Origin of the sequence: Flavobacterium sp. GSA192, from assembly GCF_006386525.1 — a bacterium.
GTDB lineage: Bacteria > Bacteroidota > Bacteroidia > Flavobacteriales > Flavobacteriaceae > Flavobacterium > Flavobacterium commune.
The window spans coordinates 561,809-583,653 of sequence record NZ_VAHC01000001.1; the positions used below are offsets into that span (position 1 = coordinate 561,809).

At 35.1% G+C, this 21,845-nt stretch carries 16 protein-coding genes; 11 read left to right on the forward strand and 5 right to left on the reverse strand.

Features of this window, described 5'->3' with window-relative positions:
* Positions 1 to 67: 67 nt before the first annotated feature.
* Positions 68 to 1,657 (reverse strand): peptide chain release factor 3, encoded by a 1,590-nt coding sequence (locus FDM27_RS02400; RefSeq protein WP_071185154.1) that lies wholly within the window; start codon positions 1,655 to 1,657, stop codon positions 68 to 70.
* 312 nt (positions 1,658 to 1,969) lie between these two features.
* Between FDM27_RS02400 and FDM27_RS02405 the strand changes: the two genes are divergently transcribed.
* The 5 genes from FDM27_RS02405 to FDM27_RS02425 all read left to right on the forward strand — a co-directional run bounded on the left by FDM27_RS02405 (position 1,970) and on the right by FDM27_RS02425 (position 11,590).
* Positions 1,970 to 3,397, forward strand: a complete 1,428-nt coding sequence (locus tag FDM27_RS02405) for a peptidylprolyl isomerase (protein WP_140485033.1) — start codon at positions 1,970 to 1,972, stop codon at positions 3,395 to 3,397.
* Positions 3,398 to 3,474: 77 nt separating this feature from the next.
* A complete protein-coding gene (locus tag FDM27_RS02410) occupies positions 3,475 to 4,449 on the forward strand; it encodes an AAA family ATPase (protein WP_140485034.1) in 975 nt (324 codons plus the stop codon).
* A 316-nt stretch (positions 4,450 to 4,765) separates the two neighbouring features.
* A complete protein-coding gene (locus FDM27_RS02415; RefSeq protein WP_140485035.1) occupies positions 4,766 to 7,537 on the forward strand; it encodes a bifunctional aconitate hydratase 2/2-methylisocitrate dehydratase in 2,772 nt (923 codons plus the stop codon).
* Between the two features lie 124 nt (positions 7,538 to 7,661).
* Positions 7,662 to 9,923: an aconitate hydratase gene (locus FDM27_RS02420; protein ID WP_140485036.1), complete on the forward strand. Its 2,262-nt coding sequence runs from the start codon at positions 7,662 to 7,664 to the stop codon at positions 9,921 to 9,923.
* 212 nt (positions 9,924 to 10,135) lie between these two features.
* On the forward strand, positions 10,136 to 11,590 hold the full coding sequence (locus FDM27_RS02425; protein ID WP_140485037.1) for a peptidoglycan endopeptidase: 1,455 nt from the start codon (positions 10,136 to 10,138) through the stop codon (positions 11,588 to 11,590).
* Positions 11,591 to 11,652: 62 nt separating this feature from the next.
* Here FDM27_RS02425 and FDM27_RS02430 read toward each other — a convergent pair whose 3' ends face one another.
* Positions 11,653 to 12,771, reverse strand: coding sequence for a lactonase family protein (locus FDM27_RS02430; protein ID WP_140485038.1), 1,119 nt, complete (start codon positions 12,769 to 12,771; stop codon positions 11,653 to 11,655).
* 100 nt (positions 12,772 to 12,871) lie between these two features.
* The gene (locus tag FDM27_RS02435) at positions 12,872 to 14,275 is read right to left on the reverse strand and encodes a Do family serine endopeptidase (RefSeq protein WP_140485039.1); all 1,404 of its coding nucleotides are present in this window, start codon (positions 14,273 to 14,275) and stop codon (positions 12,872 to 12,874) included.
* Positions 14,276 to 14,410: 135 nt separating this feature from the next.
* Here FDM27_RS02435 and dapF point away from each other — a divergent pair, with 135 nt between their 5' ends.
* The 6 genes from dapF (at position 14,411) to FDM27_RS02460 (ending at position 18,651) form a co-directional block, all read left to right on the forward strand.
* Positions 14,411 to 15,193 (forward strand): diaminopimelate epimerase, encoded by a 783-nt coding sequence (gene dapF / locus FDM27_RS02440; protein ID WP_140485040.1) that lies wholly within the window; start codon positions 14,411 to 14,413, stop codon positions 15,191 to 15,193.
* 34 nt (positions 15,194 to 15,227) lie between these two features.
* The gene (locus FDM27_RS16000; RefSeq protein WP_181161619.1) at positions 15,228 to 15,404 is read left to right on the forward strand and encodes a hypothetical protein; all 177 of its coding nucleotides are present in this window, start codon (positions 15,228 to 15,230) and stop codon (positions 15,402 to 15,404) included.
* Positions 15,405 to 15,413: 9 nt separating this feature from the next.
* On the forward strand, positions 15,414 to 15,947 hold the full coding sequence (locus FDM27_RS02445) for a GNAT family N-acetyltransferase (RefSeq protein WP_071185162.1): 534 nt from the start codon (positions 15,414 to 15,416) through the stop codon (positions 15,945 to 15,947).
* 10 nt (positions 15,948 to 15,957) lie between these two features.
* Positions 15,958 to 16,998, forward strand: a complete 1,041-nt coding sequence (mltG, locus tag FDM27_RS02450) for an endolytic transglycosylase MltG (protein ID WP_071185163.1) — start codon at positions 15,958 to 15,960, stop codon at positions 16,996 to 16,998.
* A 26-nt stretch (positions 16,999 to 17,024) separates the two neighbouring features.
* A complete protein-coding gene (locus FDM27_RS02455; RefSeq protein ID WP_255510445.1) occupies positions 17,025 to 17,915 on the forward strand; it encodes a DUF2279 domain-containing protein in 891 nt (296 codons plus the stop codon).
* 97 nt (positions 17,916 to 18,012) lie between these two features.
* Positions 18,013 to 18,651 carry a peptidoglycan-binding protein LysM gene (locus tag FDM27_RS02460; RefSeq protein WP_071185164.1) on the forward strand — a complete coding sequence of 213 codons (639 nt, stop codon included), beginning with the start codon at positions 18,013 to 18,015 and terminating at the stop codon, positions 18,649 to 18,651.
* Positions 18,652 to 18,887: 236 nt separating this feature from the next.
* On the opposite strand, the gene scpA is transcribed toward FDM27_RS02460, so the two are convergent.
* Together scpA and FDM27_RS16135 are read right to left on the reverse strand one after the other, a co-directional pair.
* Complete coding sequence (scpA, locus tag FDM27_RS02465) at positions 18,888 to 21,059, reverse strand: methylmalonyl-CoA mutase (protein WP_140485042.1); 2,172 nt, start codon at positions 21,057 to 21,059, stop codon at positions 18,888 to 18,890.
* A 2-nt stretch (positions 21,060 to 21,061) separates the two neighbouring features.
* The gene (locus FDM27_RS16135) at positions 21,062 to 21,844 is read right to left on the reverse strand and encodes an energy transducer TonB (RefSeq protein WP_219846396.1); all 783 of its coding nucleotides are present in this window, start codon (positions 21,842 to 21,844) and stop codon (positions 21,062 to 21,064) included.
* Position 21,845 lies beyond the last annotated feature (1 nt).

Sequence of the window (21,845 nt, forward strand, 5' to 3'; positions counted from 1 at the left end):
GCCTAAAAAAATATAATTCATAAAAAAAAACGGTTTCAATTACATGAGACCGTTTTTTTTATGGAATTTATTCTAATTCAGAGGTGAAAAACAATTTAACACTTGGGTATTTATTTTGAGTCATTTGGATTGTGAAATCCGAATCTGCCAGGAAGACTAGTTGATCGTATTTGTCTTTGGCAAGGAATTTTTGTTTGATTCGTTTGAATTCTTTGAATTCCTCATTTTTTGCATCATCAGGTTTTACCCAACAAGCTTTGTGTACCGGGAAATTTTCATAAGTACATTTTGCGCCATACTCATGCTCTAAACGGTATTGAATTACCTCATATTGAAGTGCACCAACAGTACCAATCACTTTTCGGTTGTTCATTTCTAAAGTAAACAACTGTGCAACACCTTCGTCCATTAATTGGTCAACCCCTTTATCCAACTGTTTTGCCTTCATAGGATCGGCATTATTGATGTATCTAAAATGTTCCGGAGAGAAACTTGGAATTCCTTTAAAATTCATGATTTCACCTTCTGTCAAGGTGTCGCCAATTTTGAAATTTCCAGTATCGTGAAGCCCTACAATATCTCCAGGATAAGAGATGTCAACAATTTCTTTTTTCTCAGCAAAAAAGGCATTTGGACTAGAAAATTTTAGATTTTTCTTTTGACGTACGTGATAATACGGTTTGTTTCTTTCGAAAGTTCCTGAAACAATTTTTATAAAAGCCAAACGGTCTCGGTGTTTCGGATCCATATTGGCGTGGATTTTAAATACAAATCCTGATAATTTTTCTTCTTTTGGATCAACTAAACGTGTTTCAGACTCTTTTGCTCTTGGTGATGGAGCAATTGCAACAAAGCAATCTAATAATTCTCTAACACCAAAATTGTTCAAAGCCGAACCAAAAAATACAGGTTGTAATTTTCCGTCCAGATAATCCTGCTGATTGAATTTTGGATAAACTTCATCAATCAACTCTAATTCTTCACGTAAACGATCAGCAGGTTTTTGTCCAATTATTTTTTCTAATTCAGGACTTTGAACATCTTCAAAAGCAATTGTTTCTTCGATATTTTTACGGCTGTCTCCACTAAATAAATTGATGTTTTGTTCCCAAAGATTGTAAATTCCCTGAAAATCATAACCCATTCCAATAGGAAAACTCAACGGAGTAACAGTAAGTCCCAGTTTTTGTTCTACTTCATCCATCAAATCAAAAGCGTCATGTCCTTCACGATCTAATTTGTTGATGAAAACAATAATCGGAATTTTACGCATTCTACAAACTGCGACTAACTTTTCAGTTTGTTCCTCGACTCCTTTTGCTACGTCAATTACCACAATAACACTGTCAACAGCGGTTAAGGTTCTAAAAGTGTCTTCGGCAAAATCCTTGTGTCCCGGAGTATCCAGGATGTTGATTTTTTTGTCTTTATAGTTAAAAGCTAAAACAGAAGTCGATACCGAGATTCCTCTCTGACGTTCAATTTCCATAAAGTCACTGGTAGCTCCTTTTTTAATTTTGTTGTTTTTTACCGCACCTGCTTCCTGGATTGCACCTCCAAAAAGTAGTAGTTTTTCAGTAAGAGTTGTTTTTCCGGCATCAGGATGCGAGATAATTCCAAAGGTTCTTCGGCGTTGTATTTCTTTTAAAAAGCTCATATTTCGTATAAATAGTTTGCAAAAGTACTATTTATATATGCGATTTGAAAATAAATAAGTTCTCTGTTAATTGGAAGAGTTTTACGTAGAGATTAGGTTGGTGATAATTGAACTAAAGGTATTGTGGATATGGTTTATTTTTTTGACTATAATTTTTTGTTAATAGTCAGGTGGATAGTTGTATAATGTAATTGAATTGTTATTTTTGTTCGTTTTTACTATAACAAATTATAAATAATATGCTTTTATGTTGTTTTCGTATCAATTGATAGAATATCAGATGACAACTAAAAAATAAAATTCCCAAAGCAAATGCCTTTAAAAACCATAAGAATGAAATCCATAAATATTAAAAAATCACTTTTATTTTTTATAATATTTTTATTGAATACAACAGTTAATGCTCAGGAAATAATAAAAGATAGCGTTGTTGTAGAGAAAAAAGTAACAACGTCTAAACGACAAAAAATAGACGGAGTTATTGCTAATGTAGGGGATTATATTATTTTGGATTCGGATATTGATAAGGCTTTTTTGGAAATCACCAGTCAGGGTGGTTCCGTTAAAGATATTCCAAGATGCCAGATGTTAGGGAAATTATTGGAAGATAAATTATATGCACATCAGGCTATTCAGGATAGTGTGAAGGTAACTGATACTGAAGTAAAATCGATGATGGATGAACGATTGAGTTATATGGTGCAGCAAATTGGTTCGATGGAGAAAGTAATTAAATATTACAAAAAAGATACAGAGGAGGAATTTAGAAGTTATTTTTTTGATATTTTGAAAGAAAATAAGCTGACTTCTGAAATGCAAAAAAAGATAGTTGATGAAGTTGAAATTACTCCGGAAGAGGTTCGTAATTTTTTTAAAAAATTGCCAAAAGATGAATTGCCTGTTTTTGGTGCCGAAATGGAAGTTTCACAAATAATTATTGAGCCTAAAATAACTGCAGTTGAAAAACAAAAAGTGATAGATCGATTGAATGGTTTTAAAAAAGACATTCAGGAAGGCTCCAGTTTTGCGACCAAGGCTGTTTTGTATTCTCAGGATCCGGGTTCCAGATCCAGTGGTGGTTTTTATAAAATGACCCGTAAAACACCTTTTGTGAAAGAGTTTAAAGATGTTGCTTTTAGCTTACAAGAAGGTGAAATATCGGCTCCTTTTGAAACCGAATATGGTTTTCATATTATTTATTTGGAGAAGATAAAAGGGCAGGAATTAGAATTGCGTCATATATTGTTAACGCCAACAGTTAGCAAAGAAGCATTAGACGAAGCAAAAGAAAAAATTAGTTTGATTAGAAAGCGAATTGTAGATAAGGAAATTTCATTTGCAGATGCTGCAAGAACCATGTCGGATCAAAAAGAAACAAGAGCTAATGGTGGTGTTTTGATTAATCCAAACACACAGGATACTCGTTTTGAATTGACTAAAATGGATCCTGAATTGTATTCGCAAGTTTCAAATTTAAAAGATAGTGAGATTTCGTTACCGGTTTTAGACGAAACAAAATCAGGAAAAAAACAATATAAAATTGTGACTGTTACTAACCGAATCAACGAACATACCGCAGATTATGCTCAGGATTATGTTAAGATTAAAGATTTGGCATTAAAGGAAAAGCAAATCAAGGCTATCGGTAAATGGTTTGATGAAAAAATTAAAGAGACGTATATTAAAATTATTGGAGAATACAGAGATTGTAGTTTTACAAATAACTGGTTGAAAAAATAATTTGGTCAAAATAACTAAAAAGAGTTAGCTTTATGAATTCATAGGGTTAGCTCTTTTTTAATTTAAAATAGTTTATAATGTCTGATGTAGCGGCAATACATAATTTGGTTCAGAAACGAGCTGAGTTGAAAAAAGAAATAGCAAAAATTATTGTAGGTCAGGAAGCAGTAATAGATCAAATATTATTATGTGTTTTCTCAGGAGGACATGCGCTTTTAGTGGGGGTTCCTGGTTTGGCCAAAACATTGATGGTGAATACTATTTCGGAGGCTTTAGGACTTCATTTTAAAAGAATTCAGTTTACGCCGGATTTAATGCCTTCGGATATTTTAGGAAGTGAAATTCTGGATGCCGCGCCTGCCGTCGGGCAGGAAAATCGTCAGTTTAAATTTGTAAAAGGACCTGTTTTTTCAAATATTATTTTAGCAGATGAAATCAATAGAACACCACCTAAGACTCAGGCAGCTTTGCTGGAGGCTATGCAGGAACGTTCGGTGACAATTGCCGGGGTGAATCATAAATTAGATTTGCCTTATTTTGTTTTGGCAACTCAAAATCCAATTGAGCAGGAAGGGACTTACCCTTTGCCGGAAGCACAGTTGGATCGTTTTATGTTTGCTGTGAAATTAGAATATCCTTCTTTTGAAGAGGAAGTTCAGGTGGTAAAAAGAACCACTTCTGATTTGGTTCATAAAATAAATCCATTATTCACAGCGCAGGAAATTATAGATTTTCAGCATTTAATTCGCAGGATTCCGGTTGCTGATAATGTGGTAGAATACGCTGTGACTTTGGTTAGTAAAACGCGTCCCGACAGCAATTTGGCTACGGATTTTGTTAAGAATTATTTGGATTGGGGAGCAGGCCCCAGAGCTTCTCAGAATTTAATTTTGGCAGCTAAAGCTCATGCTGCTTTCAACGGAAAATTCTCTCCGGATATTGAAGATGTAATTGCTGTTGCGACTTCGATTTTAAGGCATCGAATAATTAAAAACTACAAAGCTGATGCCGAGGGAATTACTGAAGAAATGATAATAGCTAAGCTTGTTTAATTTCTTTTGAAATAGACTGTTTATGCTGAAAAACATACTTTTCGCTATAACAAGTTGTTTTAAGTTTGTTAGAAAATAGTTTTCGCATTATTGATTGTTTATAAATTAAGTTAAAATTTGTTTTTTTCTTAGTTTAATGCTTTCTGAGTGCGTATTTTTCAATAATAAATGTTTTGGTAGTCTGGAGGAATTAAATTGTTTTTAATTCTCGGCTTAAATACCTAAATTTGCATCACAAATAAATAAAAATCACCTAAATATTGTGGCTTTTGGAATTGAGTAATCAAGGAATTTGCCATTAACAAAGAATTCAATTATGAACATTTATAGCGATTACATCAAGGAGATCGAAGAAAGAAAAATTCAGGGACTTCACCCAAAGCCAATTGATGATGCTCAATTGTTAAGCGAAATCATTGCACAAATTAAAGATTTAGATAACGCCAACAGAGAAGATTCTCTTCAATTTTTTATTTACAACACTTTGCCGGGAACTACCAGTGCTGCTGGAGAGAAGGCTAAGTTTTTAAAAGAGATTATTTTGGGCGAATCTGTAGTGAAAGAAATCACTCCGGCTTTTGCTTTTGAGTTGTTATCACACATGAAAGGTGGAGCTTCTATTAAAGTTTTACTGGATTTAGCCTTGGGTAATGATGCTGCAATTGCTAAAGAAGCTGCAAGCGTTCTTAAGACTCAAGTGTATCTTTATGATGCAGATACCAGCCGTTTGAAAGAAGCTTTCCAAAATGGTAATGCTATCGCTAAAGAGATTATCGAAAGTTATGCTAAAGCAGAGTTCTTTACTAAACTTCCTGAAGTTGCCGAAGAAATCAAAGTGGTAACTTTTATTGCTGGTGAAGGAGATATTTCTACGGATTTACTTTCTCCAGGAAATCAAGCTCACTCTCGTTCTGACCGTGAATTACACGGAAAATGTATGATTACTCCTCAGGCACAAGAGGAAATCAAAGCTTTGCAGGCACAACATCCGGATAAATCAGTAATGTTGATTGCAGAGAAAGGAACAATGGGAGTTGGTTCTTCTCGTATGTCAGGTGTAAATAACGTAGCACTTTGGACAGGAAAGCAAGCAAGTCCATACATTCCATTTGTGAATTTTGCTCCTATTGTAGGTGGAACAAATGGTATTTCTCCAATTTTCTTAACTACTGTTGATGTAACCGGAGGTATTGGTTTAGATCTTAAAAACTGGGTAAAGAAAGTTGATGCAGAAGGAAATGTTGTTCGTAACGAAAGCGGTGAGCCGATTTTAGAGCAAGCATATTCTGTTGCTACAGGTACTGTTTTAACAATCAATACTAAAACAAAAAAATTATATAATGGAGACCAAGAGTTGATTGATATTTCAAGATCATTCACTCCTCAAAAAATGGAATTCATTAAAGCTGGTGGATCATACGCGATTGTATTTGGTAAAAAATTACAAACATTCGCTGCTAAAACTTTAGGAATTGAAGCTCCTGCTGTATTTGCTCCATCAAAAGAAATTTCTCATGAAGGACAAGGTCTTACAGCTGTTGAGAAAATCTTTAACAGAAATGCTGTAGGAACAACTCCGGGGAAAGTATTGCACGCTGGTTCAGACGTTCGTGTAGAAGTAAACATTGTTGGATCTCAAGATACAACCGGTTTGATGACTGCTCAGGAATTAGAATCTATGGCAGCTACAGTAATTTCACCAATCGTTGATGGTGCTTATCAATCAGGTTGTCATACTGCTTCAGTTTGGGATAAAAAAGCGCAGGCTAACATTCCTAAATTAATGAAATTTATGAATGATTTCGGTTTGATTACTGCTCGTGACCCTAAAGGGGTATATCATTCAATGACTGACGTAATCCACAAAGTGCTTAACGATATTACTATTGATGAATGGGCTATCATTATTGGTGGTGACTCTCATACAAGAATGTCAAAAGGTGTTGCTTTTGGTGCTGACTCAGGAACTGTTGCTCTTGCATTAGCTACTGGTGAGGCTTCTATGCCAATCCCAGAGTCTGTAAAAGTAACTTTCAAAGGGGAGATGAAATCGTACATGGATTTCCGTGATGTTGTTCATGCTACACAAGCGCAAATGTTGAAGCAATTTGGTGGTGAAAATGTATTCCAAGGTAGAATTATCGAGGTTCACATTGGAACACTTACTGCTGACCAGGCCTTTACATTTACGGATTGGACTGCTGAAATGAAAGCTAAAGCGTCTATCTGTATTTCTGAAGATGAAACTTTGATTGAATCATTAGAGATTGCTAAAGGTAGAATCCAAATCATGATTGATAAAGGTATGGATAATGCTAAGCAAGTATTGAAAGGATTAATTGCTAAAGCAGATAAGAGAATTGCTGAGATTAGATCTGGTGAAAAACCAGCTTTAACTCCGGATGCGAATGCTAAATATTATGCTGAAGTAGTGGTTGATCTTGATGTGATTGCTGAGCCAATGATTGCTGACCCGGATGTAAATAACGCTGATGTTTCTAAACGTTATACGCACGATACTATCAGACCACTTTCTTTCTATGGTGGAGAGAAAAAAGTAGATCTTGGATTTATTGGTTCTTGTATGGTTCATAAAGGAGATATGAAAATCCTTGCTCAAATGCTTAAAAACATCGAAGCGCAACAAGGTAAAGTGGAATTTCAGGCACCACTTGTAGTGGCACCTCCAACTTACAATATTGTTGATGAATTGAAAGCAGAAGGTGACTGGGAAGTTTTACAAAAATATTCAGGTTTTGAATTTGACGATAATGCTCCTAAAGCGGCAGCACGTACAGAATATGAAAACATGTTGTATTTAGAGCGTCCAGGTTGTAACCTTTGTATGGGTAACCAGGAAAAAGCGGCTAAAGGTGATACAGTAATGGCAACATCTACTCGTCTTTTCCAAGGAAGAGTTGTAGAAGATACTGATACTAAAAAAGGAGAATCATTACTTTCTTCTACGCCGGTTGTAGTTCTTTCTACAATTCTTGGTAGAACTCCTACTATAGACGAATATACAGCTGCAGTAGATGGTATTAACTTGACTAAGTTTGCACCTTCTCATAAACAATTAGTTAAATAATCAATTGATTAGACAATCATATCTAAAGCCCGAGTTGTAAAACTCGGGCTTTTTCTTTATGGGCTCTTTTATTTTTTGTATATTGTATGGTTTAAAATAGAATAACATAAAATATATAGAACTTATGGCTTTTGATATTGAAATGATTCAAAAAGTGTATGCTAACATGGCGAGTCGTGTTGATGCAGCACGTAAAATTGTTGGTCGTCCGCTTACTTTAACAGAGAAAATTTTATACAGTCATCTTTGGGATGGTATTGCGAAGCAAGCCTACGGAAGAGGGGTTGATTATGTTGATTTTGCTCCTGATAGAGTGGCTTGTCAGGATGCGACTGCACAAATGGCTTTGTTGCAATTTATGCACGCAGGAAAGAAAACAGTTGCTGTTCCAACAACAGTACATTGTGATCACCTGATTCAGGCTAAAGTTGGAGCTTCTACGGATTTAGCTGTAGCAAACACTCAATCTAAAGAGGTGTTTGATTTTTTGTCATCAGTTTCGAATAAATATGGTATTGGTTTTTGGAAACCGGGATCAGGAATTATTCACCAAATTGTGTTGGAAAATTACGCGTTCCCAGGCGGAATGATGATTGGTACCGATTCACATACTGTAAACGCAGGAGGATTAGGCATGCTGGCAATTGGAGTTGGTGGAGCTGATGCTGTCGATGTAATGTCGGGGATGTCGTGGGAGTTGAAATTTCCTAAATTAATTGGTGTAAAATTAACCGGAAAATTATCGGGTTGGACAGCTCCTAAAGACGTGATATTAAAAGTGGCTGATATTCTGACTGTAAAAGGAGGAACAGGAGCTGTTGTTGAGTATTTTGGTGAAGGCGCAACCAATATGTCTTGTACCGGTAAAGGGACTATTTGTAACATGGGAGCAGAAATTGGTGCTACAACTTCTACTTTTGGATATGATGATTCTATGAGAAGGTATTTAGCAGCAACAGGACGTCAGGATGTTGTGGATACAGCGGATAAAGTAGCTTCTTATTTAACGGCTGATGCTGAAGTTTATGCTAATCCGGAGCAATATTTTGACCAGTTAATCGAAATTAATTTATCAGAATTAGAACCTCATATTAATGGTCCATTTACTCCAGACAGAGGAACTCCGGTTTCAAAAATGAAAGCAGAGGCCGAGGCTAATGGATGGCCGTTAAAAGTAGAGTGGGGATTAATTGGTTCTTGTACTAATTCTTCTTATGAAGATATGGCTCGTGCGGCTTCTATAGTAAATCAGGCGGTTGAATTAGGGATAACTCCCAAAGCGGAGTTTGGTATTAATCCGGGATCTGAGCAAATTCGTTATACTATCGAGAGGGATGGTATAATTGCTACTTTCGAAAAAATGGGTACTAAAGTGTTTACCAATGCTTGTGGGCCATGTATAGGACAATGGGATAGAGCAGGAGCTGATAAGGGCGAAAAAAATACTATCGTACATTCTTTTAATCGTAATTTTTCAAAACGTGCGGATGGAAATCCCAATACTCATGCTTTTGTGACTTCACCGGAGATGGTTGCTGCTTTGGCAATTTCAGGAAGATTGGATTTTAATCCTTTGACTGATACTTTAATTAATGATAAAGGGGAGGAAGTAAGGTTAAGTACTCCTTATGGAGATGAATTACCATCAAGAGGATTTGATGTGGAAGATGCAGGTTTTCAGCCTCCGGCAGAAGACGGTACAGGAGTAGAGGTAGTGGTTTCTCCTACATCGGACAGATTGCAGCTTTTAGCACCTTTCGAAGCTTGGGATGGTAAAAATATTGTGGATGCTAAATTGTTGATTAAAGCTTATGGGAAATGTACAACTGATCATATTTCTATGGCAGGACCTTGGTTGCGCTACCGTGGGCATTTAGATAATATCTCGAACAATATGTTGATTGGAGCGGTTAATGCCTACAATCAGAATACGAATTCTGTTAAAAATCAACTTACGGGAGTGTATGATGCTGTTCCTGCTGTAGCGCGAGCTTATAAAGCTGCTGGGATTCCTTCAATTGTTGTGGGGGATCATAATTATGGCGAGGGTTCTTCTCGCGAGCATGCTGCTATGGAACCTCGTTTCTTGGGGGTAAAAGCAGTATTGGTGAAATCATTTGCCCGTATCCATGAAACGAATTTGAAAAAACAAGGGATGTTGGCATTGACTTTTGCTAATGAAACAGATTATGATAAAATTCAGGAAGATGACACGATCAATTTTGTTGATTTAGTCGATTTTGCTCCGGGAAAACCCTTAACCCTTGAGTTTGTTCATGCTGATGGTTCTAAAGATAAGGTTGTGGCTAATCATACTTACAATGAAAGTCAAATAGCATGGTTTGTTGCCGGTTCAGCATTGAATTTGATTGCAGCTCAAGTATAATTTATTTTTTATTGCGATATAATGCGTTCTGTTTAATCAGGACGCATTTTTTTTAAATATATGCTAAAAAATAACTTAAAGTACTGGTAAGATTGGGTTTATTGGTATTAAAATGTTAAATTCGCTTTTATCAATTTTTTGTTGTTAGAAAATCCTTTGTTTTCTAATGTGTTGTAAATGAGTAAGCTGTATTATTAATTTAAAAAAGTTTTATGAGGTCTAAATTTTGGATTGTTTTCTTGGTTCTGTTTTGTAAGTTTAATGGTTTTTCTCAGGAAAAATACATGAAGCACACAGTAGCTAAAGGAGAAACAATATCTAAAATCGCAGAACAGTATAATATAAAACCAGCAGCTATTTATGAAATTAATCCCGATGCTAAGAAAGGAATAAAATTCAAAGAAATTTTGTTGGTACCGGTTGCTATATCCACTGTCAAAAAACCGTTGGTTGAAGTTTCTAAATCAAATGTTGCTCAAAAAGAACATATAGTTTTGGCTAAAGAAACTTTGTATGGGATAGCTAAACAATACGGAGTTAAAGTTGCTGATTTATATGCTTTGAATCCTCTGTTAGAGAAAAGAGGTTTGCAAGTTGGGAATACTGTTAATGTACCGGTTGTTGAATCGAAGGATTTAATAGCAGAGAATACTATTCCTCAAAAGGAAGTTTCAAAAGCAGAAATTAAAGAGGTTAAAAAAGAACTTATTTCTCAGCCAATTCCTGTAAAGGAAGATACTTTGGCGGTTGTTGTTAATGATTTTAAAGGGAATATTTTAAAAGAAGTATTAGCAAAAGAAACACTTTATGGTATTGCTAAAGAATATGGTGTTTCAGTAGCTGATATTGAAAAAGCCAATCCAATATTAGAAAAACAAGCACTAAGAATCGGTCAGAAAATTGTAATTCCAACTACCAATAAGCGATTGTTTGAAGAAAATAGCGGTGTTGCTGTTAATAAAGAGGAAGTAAAGGTTGAATCTAAAAAGGAGTCGGCTACAATTGTAGTAAGTGAAGAAGTTAAGGTTACAGATGATATTCAGGTAGAGTTGAGTCATGAAGTTTTAGCTAAAGAAACGAAATACGGAATTGCAAAACAATACGGACTTACGGTAAAAGAGTTAGAAAATCAGAATCCTAAGATTGTAAATAAGCTTTTAGTAGGTGAAAAATTAACAATTCGTACATCTAAATTAAATGCTAAACCAGCAGTAAAATTTGATTTTAGTGATGATTCTTTTACAACTGATATGGTTGGTAATGATGTAAAATCTATTTATGGACCTGATTTTATAGACCAATTGATTTCCAGAGCTTCCGAAAATATTGGTGTACGTTACAGAGCTGGAGGTACTACTAAGGAAGGTTTTGATTGTTCGGGTTTGATGTGTTCTACTTTTGGAGCATTTGATATTCAGTTGCCAAGGTCGTCTTTTGAGCAGTCACATTACGGAGTGAAAATTGATGCTGAAAATGCTCAAAAAGGAGATTTAATATTTTTCAAGACTAATGGAAGAAGTCAAATTAATCATGTAGGAATGGTTGTTGAAGTTACTGATGGAGATATTAAATTTATTCACGCTTCTGTTGGCGGAGGTGTTATTATTTCGTCAATAAAAGAAAAATATTATAGTACGAGAGTAACTCAAATCAATCGGGTTTTATAGAATTTGAATTGAAATTATAAACAAAAAAAGTGCTGCTATAGCACTTTTTTTGTTTTAAAAACTTAAATGTTTTTTATTTTAACACAGGAGATGTTTTTAAGTTTCAATTCGCTTACTTTTTTTAATAAACCTGTTTTTGGATTTCTTTTAAAAACAATTACGTTTTCACTATTCATATTGGCAACAATCAAAAACTTTCCGGAAGGGCTAATAGCAAAATTACGAGGGTGATTTCCTAAACTGGATTGGGTAGCAACACTTTTTAGTGTGCCGTTTTTTTGGATACCGTAAATAGAGATACTATTTTCAATTCCTCTATTCGAAACATATAAAAATTTTCCATCTGAGCTAATGAGAATTTCAGCACTGCCAAAATCTTTTGACTCTTTTTTAGATTGAATTTTAATTCTCTCAATAAGGTTTAGCTGCCCTTTTTCAAAGGTGTATGAGCTAATGGCTCCGGCAATTTCTTCAATAGAATACCCCCATTTTTTATTGGGATGAAACGCAAAATGTCTAGGGCCACTTCCCGGAGTACTTTTTACAAAATTACTGTTGCTGATATCTAAAGGTTCTTTTTTGTTGTTGTCAAAAGGAAAGATTCTAATTTTATCAGTACCCAGATCAGGAGAAATAATATAGTTGTTGTCTGGAGAAAAAAACACCGAATGTACGTGAGAACTTTTTTGTCTTTCAGGATTGATGCTTCCTTCAGTAAAAGGGATGTGTTGTACAATTGGATTTATTTTTCCATCTTCTGCAATAGGAAATATTGAGATGCTGCTTCCTGTATAATTCGCGTCGACAAGCCATTTTCCGGTGTGATCTAATGAAAGATAGACAGGGTTTTCTCCATTTGTTTTTTGACTGTTTAAAAATGTCAGACTTTTGTTTTGAGGGTCAAATTTAAAACTGCTAACACTGCCTGCGTTTGGGGTTTTGCTTTCGGTACAGGCATATATAAATTGACCTTCATTTGATATACTCAAATAAGAAGGATTTGAAATGTTACTGATACTGGTTATTTTAGATAATTTACCTTTAATGGTATCTAATTGGTAAATATAGATTCCTTCTGCGCTTTTATCAGGGGTATAAGAACCAAAAAAGACATAGCTGTTTTGAGAATAAGTAATGTGAAAACTAATTAAAGCGAGTAATAGTAGGAATGGTTTTTTCAAGTTTTTAGTTTTATGGGTAGAAGTTAAAAGTATTTCTTTTTTTAGAAAAAACAAAAGCCAGTAAAATTACCGGCTTTTGAGATAGTGAGTTGTTCAAAAATTAAATAATAATTCGAATAATTTCTCCGTTTTTATTAATCATTTCAATTCGAACGCTTTGACGTTCGTCTTTGTTGTTCAAAAGTTTTGAAGCCGTTTCAATGTCTTTGATTTTGACATTGTCTATACTTATAATGATATTACCTTTTAATTCTTCGGCGTATTGGCTTAAGTTTTCGTTGTTAATTGATTTGATTTTTACACCATAATCAACACGGAATTTCTTTTTATCAGCGGCCGAAATATTCTCTAATTCGATTCCTTTGAACTCGGTATTAAAAAATTCATTTTTGCTCAATGTAACAGGAATAGTTTGGCTGTTGCCTTCTCTGATAATGGTTACCGCTACTTTGTCATTTGGTCGCTTGGTGTTAATATATCCGGATAAATCAGCAAAAGTCGCAATATTTTGGTTGTCAATTTTTATGATAATATCACCTTTTTTCAAACCTGATTTATCGGCTCCGGTATTTTTTCGAACATTATTAATATAGAAACCTTCCGTTTGTTTGATACCTAATTCTTTGGATGCTTTTGCATTCAGCTCACCACCTTCAACTCCTAAAATTCCGCGTTGTACATTACCAAATTCCATAATATCTTCGATTATTTTTCGGGTAATATTGGACGGAACTGCAAAAGAATAACCTACGTAGGAACCTGTCATAGAAGTAATCATGGTGTTGATTCCAATTAAATCACCACGGGTGTTTACTAATGCGCCACCACTGTTTCCGGGGTTTACTGCAGCATCTGTCTGGATAAAAGACTGAATGCCATCAGTACCAAGATTTCTGGCTTTTGCCGATACAATTCCCGCAGTTACTGTAGAGGTCAGATTATACGGATTTCCTACTGCAAGTACCCATTCGCCCACTTTTACATCGTCGGAATTTCCAAAAGTGCTATAAGGTAATTTTTCATCGGCATCAATTTTTAGTAGCGCAATGTCCATTTTAGAATCGGTGCCAATCAATTTTGCTTTATATGATTTTTTGTTGTTTAAGGTAATTTCAATTTCTGAAGCATCTTTTACTACGTGATTATTGGTTACAATATAGCCGTCTTCCGAAATGATAACCCCTGAACCCGTACCTACCTGTTCCTGAGATTGTCCTCCACCTCTGTAGCCGTAGAAAAATTCAAGAATAGGGTCGCTTACTTTTTGATACGAAACGTTTTTTACGTGAACAACTGTATGGATAGTTTTATCTGCTGCTTCCGTAAAATCTAATACGTCTGAAGATAAGCCAACTCTTTTTGCGTAAGCGTCAGAAGCTAGTGTTGTTAAGGTTTTTTTGTCATTCGAAAAATAACCGTCATTGTCAAATAATAATTTATAAGCCCCTAAAGTAGTGGCTCCACTTAAAAGTGAGACTAAAAATAGATTTGAGAATTGTTTCATAATAGCTAACAGTTTTTGTTATTTGTAAAGTAAATTTATAATGAAAATCGAATGTTAAAAAACACTTTAACGCTGTTTAACAATGATTAACATTTCATTAATAGTTTGTACTTTTGTAAAACAAATTTAGAAATAATGTTAATACAATTTTATAAATACCAAGGTACCGGAAACGATTTTGTAATCATCGATAATCGTACCAATTTTTTTCCGAAAGAAGATACGAAACTAATTGAACGTCTTTGTGACAGACGATTTGGAATAGGAGCGGACGGATTGATGTTGCTTGAAAATGATCCAGAAACCGATTTTAAAATGGTGTATTACAATTCAGATGGGAATCAAAGTACTATGTGTGGAAATGGTGGAAGATGTCTGGTCGCTTTTGCGAAACAATTAAATGTAATTGGTGATAGTACTTCATTTAATGCTGTAGATGGATTGCATCATGCTTCAGTCGATAAAGACGGAATTGTTTCTTTGCAAATGATTGATGTTGATAGTATAAAAATTAACCCGGATTATAGTTTTTTAAATACAGGTTCGCCGCATCATGTACAATTAGTGGATGATTTAGAACATTATAATGTAAAAGAAAACGGTGCTGCCATTCGTTACGGAGAATTGTATGGCAAAGTAGGAAGTAATATCAATTTTGTAAAAAAAATAGATAATTCCACTTTTGCACTTCGTACCTATGAACGTGGAGTAGAAGACGAAACCTTAGCTTGTGGAACCGGGGCAACTGCAGCAGCTATTGCAATGAACGCTACCGGACAAACTGATTTGACTGCCATTAATATGAATGTAGAAGGAGGGAAATTATCTGTTTCTTTCGAAAAAGAAGGCAATAAATATGTTAATGTATTCTTGAACGGTCCTGCAAAATTTGTTTTTGAAGGTATTATCGAGGTTTAGAAAACAGCATTTAAATAATCTTTAAGCGAGATAAATGGGAACTTATAATGTGAGATTGATTGGTGGAATTGTGATATGGGCTGTTAGAGGTTTTAAAACATCTTTAAAAGATTGTATTAATGATTTTACTAATTCGTTTATTGTCGGACTGATAACGATTCTTGTTTTCTTCTATTTTGGTATTTATGTTTACTCAGAAATCAATCCATAATTATTCAAAATGATTACTTTAAAAGGAGATAATATCTATATTCGGGCATTAGAACCCAATGATTTGGAATTTATTTATGCCGTAGAGAACGATCAAAGTATTTGGGAAGTGAGTAATACTCAAACTCCTTATAGCCGATTTTTAATTCGTCAATATCTTGAAAATGCGCATCAGGATATTTATGAAGCCAAGCAATTGCGATTAGCCATTTGTCAGGATCAGGATTTTCCGGCCTTGGGCTTAATTGATTTGTTTGATTTTGATCCTAAAAATAATAGGGCAGGAGTAGGGATTATGATTTTAAATGATGCGAATAGAAATCTGAAAATTGGTTCTGAAGCATTAGAATTATTGATTCGCTATTCATTCCATCATCTTAATTTACATCAGTTGTATGCAAATATTGCTATGGGAAATGAAGCAAGTAAAGCACTTTTTACTAAATTTGGCTTTCAATGTATAGGTGTTAAAAAGGATTGGAATCTTATCAACGGAGTGTATCAAGACGAAGCCATCTATCAATTAATTAATCAACAATTTTAAATTTTTAGCTTTGACCCCAAAAAAAATTATTTCAATCGCTTTTATTACGATTATTTCGGCATTGATTATTTATGGCTTTGTTTTAATTAGCCAAATATTTTCAGATAATACTAAATTTGCAGAGAACGAAGTTTATGTTCATATTCCAACCGATGCAACATACCAACAAGCCTTGGATTCGTTGACTCTTTATGTAACTAATTTAGATCGTTTTGAAATGGTCGCTAATAAAATGAGTTATCCTGAAAATGTAAAATCAGGGCGTTTCCTGTTGACCAAGGGAATGAATAGTTACGAATTGGTTAAAGCAATGCGAAACAATGTAGCTGTAAAATTAGCTTTTAACAATCAGGAACGAATCGAGAATTTAGCAGGTCGTGTAGGTTCTCAAATTGAAGCTGATAGTTTGTCTTTGTTGAATTCTTTTAAAGATTCTATATTTTTAAAAGAAAATGGTTTTACCGAAGAGAACGTTTTATCCATGTTTATTCCTAATACTTATGAGGTATATTGGAATACTTCGGCAGAGAAGTTTAGAGATAAAATGATTAAGGAATACCGTAATTTTTGGGATAAAGAGCGTGTTGCCAAAGCTGAAAAACAAGGATTAACACCTATAGAAGTAACAACATTGGCTTCTATTGTACATAAAGAATCGGTTAAAAAAGACGAAAGACCCAGAATTGCAGGTGTTTATTTAAACAGATTACGCGCTGGAATGCCACTTCAGGCTGATCCGACGGTTATTTTTGCTAAAAAGAAAAAGGATAACGATTTTAATCAGGTTATCAAACGAGTTTTCTATAACGATTTGTTTTTGAGTTCACCATACAACACTTATAAAGTGGTTGGTCTTCCTCCCGGACCTATTGCTATGCCTGATATTACGGCTTTAGAAGCAGTTTTAAATCCCGAGAAAAATGATTTTATTTATTTCTGTGCAAGTGTGGATCGTTTTGGATATCATGAATTTGCGGCTACTTTGGCAGAGCACAATATTAATGCTAAAAAATATTCTGATTGGGTGAATGCTCAGGGAATTAAAAGATAGTTTTGAAGTTTAAAAGCTTTTTTTTCTTGAGTTTGTTGCTTGCAATTTCAAATTGTGTGGCTCAAAGTGGATTACAATCTTTTTTTAAACCTTCGGATACTTTAAATATTAAAAGACAAAAAGCTGTTTTCGTTTCGGAAGCAGCTTTTTCTGCTATAAGTTTAGTCGGTTTGAACCAGTTATGGTACGCCGATTATCCAAGATCCAACTTTCATTTTATCAATGACAATCAGGAGTGGTTGCAAATGGATAAGGCTGGACATGTTTTTTCGGCTTATCATATTGGTCGTTTGGGTAGCGAAATGTTGCAATGGAGCGGTTCAGGTACTAAACAGCAATTAATTTATGGGGCAGGATTAGGATTTGCATTTTTAACCGCTGTGGAAGTCCTGGACGGTTTTTCTTCTGAATGGGGAGCTTCAACAGGGGATGTGATTGCTAATGCTAGCGGAACGGCTTTGTATGTTTCTCAGGAATTGCTTTGGAAAGAACAGCGTATTACACCCAAATTTTCTTTTCATACCACCCGGTTTGCACAATACCGACCTGAAGTTTTAGGCAGTAATTTTAGCGAACAAATTTTAAAAGATTACAATGGTCAAACCTATTGGTTATCGGCCAATTTGAAGTCCTTTTTTAAAGAGGCAAAAATTCCAAAAATTTTGAATATTGCCATAGGCTATGGAGCCGATGGAATGCTGACCGGAAAAGACGAAAATTCCGTAATTATTTCAGACCTAAATCAGCCTAAATCACGACAATTTTATCTTAGTTTAGACCTCGATTTGACAAAAATTGAGACTAAATCCCATTTTTTAAAGACATTTTTTTCTGTTTTTTCAGTTTTGAAAATTCCGGCACCCACTATCGAATACTCGGCTAACGAGGGGGTTAGAGCTCATCTTTTGTATTTTTAGAAAACTTTAATATGTTGATTTACAGCTTTCTGTTAAAAAGTTGTATATTTGCATGCAGTAATTTCTAAAAGTGACAGGTTTAGAAGAAATATAATTTATGATAAAAAAATGGTATTTTTACACTAGTCTGACTGTAATTGTGGTCTTTTTAAGTTACAGTTTTAAACCACACAAATTGGATACAAATGAGTGGTTTTTTACAAAGAATAATGATGGAGTTTCATATTCATTACCATCATTAGAAAAGCAAGAATATACTAATTCGAATATTCCTTTTACAGGGAATTTCTTCATCGGCTTCAAAGAAGCAATTGGGTTTAAAGAATCCCAAAACAAGTACAAAAAAGTCAATTCATTAGGGTATTTAGGAAAATACCAATTCGGAAATGAAACTTTAAGGTCTATTGGAATTCACGATACAGATAAATTCCTAAAGAGTCCTAAACTACAAGAAAAAGCATTTGTTGCTTTATTATCTAAAAACAAATCAATTTTAAAGGATGTTATTGCTAAATACGACGGAAAGGTCGTAAACGGTATTTTGGTAACTGAATCAGGTATTTTAGCAGCCGCTCATTTGGGTGGGGCAGGTTCAGTAAAAAAATACTTTAGAAGCAATGGCAAAAGGTACATTAGAGATGCCTACGGTACTTCTATAAGAAGTTATTTGAAAGCCTTTGGAGGTTATGACACTTCATTTATTGTGCCTAATGTTAATGCAGTAGTTACACTTTAATTATTTATTCAGCATAAATAGAGAAGCCCGTTTGTTTTGATGCAAATGGGCTTTTTTGGCTTGTGTACTTTAAAAAAAATATTATACTAATCGTAACTAATTCCAATCAAATTAAAATTGGATGACATAAATTTCTATCCGGCTTCGGTAGATTCATGTAATTAAAGCGGGATTTGATTTGCGTTTATTTGTGTAATTTGTGCCCGTTTTTTTAATGCTCATCTTCTAATTTTTTATCAATTTTGTTCGTCTTTTACAAAGAGACTTAGAATTGTAACTGCTATTTTACTGCTATTAGTGCCCGGTCCAAAAACCGCTGCAGCACCGGCATCAAACAGGAATTGGTAATCCTGTGGAGGAATAACCCCGCCTATAATAACCATAATATCTTCACGTCCCAGTTTTTTTAGTTCCTCGATTACTTGTGGAACCAGTGTTTTATGACCAGCGGCAAGGGAAGAAACACCCAGTATATGAACGTCATTTTCCATAGCCTGTTTAGCAGTTTCAGCCGGAGTTTGAAAAAGCGGACCAATGTCAACGTCAAAACCCATATCGGCAAATGCAGTAGCAACTACTTTTGCACCTCTATCGTGCCCGTCTTGTCCCATTTTTGCAATCATAATTCTAGGGCGCCGACCTTCTTGTTTGGCAAAAGCATCTGCCAGTTGTTTTGCTTTTTCAAAGCTTTCGTCTTCTTTTATTTCTTTACTATACACACCGCTAAAAGATTTAATTTGAGCCTTATGTCTTCCGAATACTGTTTCTAACGCCTGACTAATTTCGCCTAATGTTGCTCTTTCTCTGGCAGCATCGATGGCTAATTCCAGTAAATTTCCTGCTCCGGTTTGAGCACAAAGGGTGACTTTTTCTAAAGCCTCTTTTACTTTTAAAGCATTTCGGCTTGTTTTTACCTGATGGAGACGTTCGAGTTGTTGTGTTCGAACTTTTTCAATATCAATGTCTAAAATATTTAAAGGCGCTTCTTTCTTTAATTTGAATTTATTAACGCCTACAATTATATCCTGTTTGCTGTCAATACGTGCCTGCTTTCTTGCTGCGGCTTCTTCAATTCGTAATTTTGGAATTCCAGTAGCCAATGCTTTGGTCATTCCGCCAAGGGCTTCTATTTCTTCAATTAGTTTCCATGCTTTTTCTACAATTTCATTGGTCAAACTTTCAACATAATAACTGCCGGCCCAAGGATCGACTGTTTTTGTTATTTTAGTTTCTTCTAATAAAAATAATTGAGTATTTCGCGCAATTCTAGCTGAAAAATCACTTGGCAAGGCCATAGCTTCATCTAAGGAATTGGTGTGAAGCGATTGTGTTCCGCCAAATATTGCGGCACTGGCTTCAATACAGGTACGGGCTACATTGTTAAACGGATCCTGAGCTGTTAAACTCCAACCGCTGGTTTGACAATGGGTGCGCAAGGTTAGTGATTTAGGATTTTTTGGATTAAAGCTTTTGATTAGTTTGGTCCAAATCATTCTTGCCGCTCTCATTTTGGCAATTTCCATAAAATGATTCATGCCAATTCCCCAGAAAAATGATAATCGAGGAGCAAATTCATCAATTTTCATTCCCGTTGAAAGTCCGGTTCTGATATATTCTAATCCATCGGCAAGGGTGTAAGCTAATTCAATATCGGCGGTGGCTCCAGCTTCCTGCATGTGATAACCTGATATGGATATCGAATGGAATTTGGGCATTTTTTTGCTGACGTATTCAAAAATAGCAGCAGTTATTTTCATCGAAGCTTCCGGTGGATAAATATAGGTATTGCGTACCATGAACTCTTTTAAGATGTCATTTTGTATGGTTCCCGAAAGTTGGTCTGGCTGAACACCTTGTTCTTCTGCGGCTACGATATAAAATGCCATAATGGGTAAAACAGCTCCGTTCATGGTCATCGAAACCGACATCTTATCCAATGGAATTTGGTCAAATAATATTTTGAAATCTTCAACAGTATCAATTGCTACGCCTGCTTTTCCAACATCGCCCACTACGCGTTCATGGTCGGAATCATAGCCGCGATGCGTTGCCAAATCAAAAGCAATGGAAAGTCCTTCCTGACCTGCGTTGATATTTTTTCTATAAAATGCATTGCTTTCCTCGGCAGTTGAAAAACCCGAATATTGACGAATCGTCCAGGGTTTTTGAACGTGCATAGTTGTATGTGGACCGCGTAAATAAGGGGGGAAACCTGCTCCAAAATCCAAATGCTCTAAATCCTCAATATCCTGCTCCGAATAGCTTTGTTTTAGTTCGATTCCTTCAGCTGTTAGAAAGTTTTCAGCAGCTGCATTTTCTTTTTCTTTGGCAAAAGAAAATTCGAAACTAGCATTAGCTTCGGATGGCTGAGGATTGAGTTGAATATGTCGGAGGTCTTTTCTCAACATAATTATTTTGTTTCTGGCAAGGTTTTAATTCCTCCAATTGTAAAAGGCATTGAGTACATTACTCGTACTGGTTTTCCATTTTGTATTCCGGGATTCCATTTAGGTGAAAGATTTAATACTCGAATTGTTTCTTTACCCGTTCCATAGCCAATGTCACGAAGAATTTTTATATCCGATAAGCTACCATCTTTCTCTACAATGAAGGTTGCATAAACCTTTCCTTTTAAGCCTTCTTCATCAGGTGTTTGGAAGTTGTTGTTGAAAAATTGGTAGAATTTTTCGAATCCTTCAGGAAAATTGGGTTTTACTTCTATACCTGCAGCACTGTAAATTAAATTATCATCGTCATTTATTACAGGTGTAATGCGATTTGAAGTGTGGTGTATAGGGGCTACAGTTAAAGCGGGTTCAGTATCAGCCCAAGGATTGAACATACCATATTTTAGACGGCAGGGTACTTTTTTTCCTGCTAAGGTTGCTGGAATCCATTTTGGGCTCAATGCCATAACACGCAATGCTTCTTTTTCATTTATATTTGGTTTAGGATTAATTACTTTAATATCAGTAATTGCACCATTTGCCTGTACAGTAAATTCTATTTGGATATTTTGTGCTCCCTTTTTTTCAGGTATCCATTTCATGTTTTTTTCAACAAAACCAATCCATTCGTTCCATCCGCCAGAAAAATAGGGCTGATTATCAACTTCTTTCTCCGAATAAATTTTAGTTTGAGCAAGCATTATTTGTGAGCTCACCAGTAAAATAAGTAAGGCAATTTTTTTCATA

Coding starts and splice junctions, on each gene's coding strand:
- FDM27_RS02445 (WP_071185162.1), top strand. CDS start 15,414: ATGATTACTTTAAAAGGAGATAATATCTATATTCGGGCATTAGAACCC.
- FDM27_RS02410 (WP_140485034.1), top strand. CDS start 3,475: ATGTCTGATGTAGCGGCAATACATAATTTGGTTCAGAAACGAGCTGAG.
- FDM27_RS02435 (WP_140485039.1), bottom strand. CDS start 14,275: ATGAAACAATTCTCAAATCTATTTTTAGTCTCACTTTTAAGTGGAGCC.
- FDM27_RS02405 (WP_140485033.1), top strand. CDS start 1,970: ATGCCTTTAAAAACCATAAGAATGAAATCCATAAATATTAAAAAATCA.
- FDM27_RS02420 (WP_140485036.1), top strand. CDS start 7,662: ATGGCTTTTGATATTGAAATGATTCAAAAAGTGTATGCTAACATGGCG.
- scpA (WP_140485042.1), bottom strand. CDS start 21,059: ATGTTGAGAAAAGACCTCCGACATATTCAACTCAATCCTCAGCCATCC.
- FDM27_RS02400 (WP_071185154.1), bottom strand. CDS start 1,657: ATGAGCTTTTTAAAAGAAATACAACGCCGAAGAACCTTTGGAATTATC.
- FDM27_RS02415 (WP_140485035.1), top strand. CDS start 4,766: ATGAACATTTATAGCGATTACATCAAGGAGATCGAAGAAAGAAAAATT.
- dapF (WP_140485040.1), top strand. CDS start 14,411: ATGTTAATACAATTTTATAAATACCAAGGTACCGGAAACGATTTTGTA.
- FDM27_RS16000 (WP_181161619.1), top strand. CDS start 15,228: ATGGGAACTTATAATGTGAGATTGATTGGTGGAATTGTGATATGGGCT.
- FDM27_RS16135 (WP_219846396.1), bottom strand. CDS start 21,844: ATGAAAAAAATTGCCTTACTTATTTTACTGGTGAGCTCACAAATAATG.
- FDM27_RS02460 (WP_071185164.1), top strand. CDS start 18,013: ATGATAAAAAAATGGTATTTTTACACTAGTCTGACTGTAATTGTGGTC.
- FDM27_RS02425 (WP_140485037.1), top strand. CDS start 10,136: ATGAGGTCTAAATTTTGGATTGTTTTCTTGGTTCTGTTTTGTAAGTTT.